A 361-nucleotide genomic window follows, 5' to 3' on the forward strand; every position below is an offset into this window, starting at 1 on the left:
TGTAGTGCCGGCGCAGCGCGGAGAAGCGGGCGTCAAAACCCTGCGGGGCAACACTTGCCCCGTGCAACCGCACGTCCGCGGGCAACATGCGCGACAGGCGACGCACCAGATCCTCCGGGCGGGTCAGCGAGCGCTGCTCGAAGGCGTCCGCCGGGATGTCCGCGTGGCAGACCTGGCCGCTGGCATGCACGCCCGCGTCAGTGCGCCCGGCAACGACGAGCTCAATGGGCTGATCAGCCGGAGCATGGGTCGCTGCTCTTAACGGGCTTGGCTTCGTCGTTGAGGTGACGATTGCGCTGGTCATCGGCTCCGCCGCCCTTTTTGCTGACGCCGCAGACTTCCTCGAAGACACCCTCATCAA

At 67.0% G+C, this 361-nt stretch carries 1 pseudogene; it reads right to left on the reverse strand.

The window, feature by feature from the left end:
* Positions 1-304, reverse strand: a pseudogene (locus tag CYJ76_RS11625) (tRNA pseudouridine(38-40) synthase TruA); the annotation flags it as partial.
* Positions 305-361 lie beyond the last annotated feature (57 nt).

Source organism: Kytococcus schroeteri (genome assembly GCF_002847825.1).
GTDB lineage: Bacteria > Actinomycetota > Actinomycetes > Actinomycetales > Dermatophilaceae > Kytococcus > Kytococcus schroeteri.